This window comes from Rhodococcus jostii NBRC 16295, from assembly GCF_001894825.1.
GTDB classification, from domain to species: Bacteria; Actinomycetota; Actinomycetes; order Mycobacteriales; family Mycobacteriaceae; genus Rhodococcus_F; species Rhodococcus_F jostii.
This window is the reverse complement of record NZ_BCWY01000234.1, coordinates 1-888: the sequence shown is the minus strand read 5'-3', so window position 1 is coordinate 888 and position 888 is coordinate 1. Positions and strand designations below refer to the sequence as shown.

General features: G+C 66.6%; 1 protein-coding gene. It reads left to right on the top strand.

Going from position 1 to position 888, the window contains the following annotated elements; all coding sequences use genetic code 11:
* Positions 1 to 235 precede the first annotated feature (235 nt).
* On the top strand, positions 236 to 888 hold a 653-nt coding region (locus RJ1_RS44915; protein ID WP_276526519.1), incomplete at its 3' end, for an NAD(P)-dependent malic enzyme.

Sequence of the window (888 nt, the reverse complement as noted above, 5' to 3'; positions counted from 1 at the left end):
TGCCCTCGACCTGCCAGGCGACTGGGAACCGCTCGGCGCTATCGCCGTCGGCCACCCCCTCGAACCCCTCACTCCCCGTGATGTCACCGATGTCGGCGCCGCCCTGATCGAGAGGTGAACTGCGCAACCGCGACTCAACAGGAGTCCCTTGCGGTAGCGCTAGCTGTGCCCAAGTAATGACCGATTGCCCCGACACGCTGACGCGGATCGTCCATAGCGAAGAAATGAGTAGAGAATGACCATCGTGTCCGAACCCACCACACCGCAGAAGATCGAGCTGACCGACGAGGAGATCTTCGCCGGCCACATCGGGGGGAAGCTCTCGGTTGAGACCACGACCGCCCTCGATACGCAGCGCGCCCTGTCCATCGCCTACACTCCCGGTGTCGCGCAGGTGTCCCGCGCCATCGCCGCCGACGAGACCCTCGCCGACCGATACACCTGGACCAGCCGCCTCGTGGTCGTCGTCAGTGACGGCTCCGCGGTCCTCGGCCTCGGTGACATCGGCCCCCGCGCATCACTTCCCGTGATGGAGGGCAAGTCCGCCCTGTTCAAGAACTTCGCGGGCCTGAACTCGATCCCGCTGGTCCTGGGCACCAAGGACCCCGACGAGATCGTCGAAACCCTGATCCGGCTGCGCCCGAGTTTCGGGGCGGTCAATTTGGAGGACATCTCCGCGCCGCGCTGCTTCGAGATCGAGAAGCGGGTCATCGAGGCCCTGGACTGCCCGGTCATGCACGACGACCAGCACGGCACCGCGATCGTGGTCCTCGCCGCGCTCAAGGGTGCGGTCAAGGTCCAGGACCGCGACATCCACGATCTGCGGGTGGTCATCTCCGGGGCCGGCGCCGCCGGTGTGGCCTGCGCGAACATCCTGCTCGCCGCAGG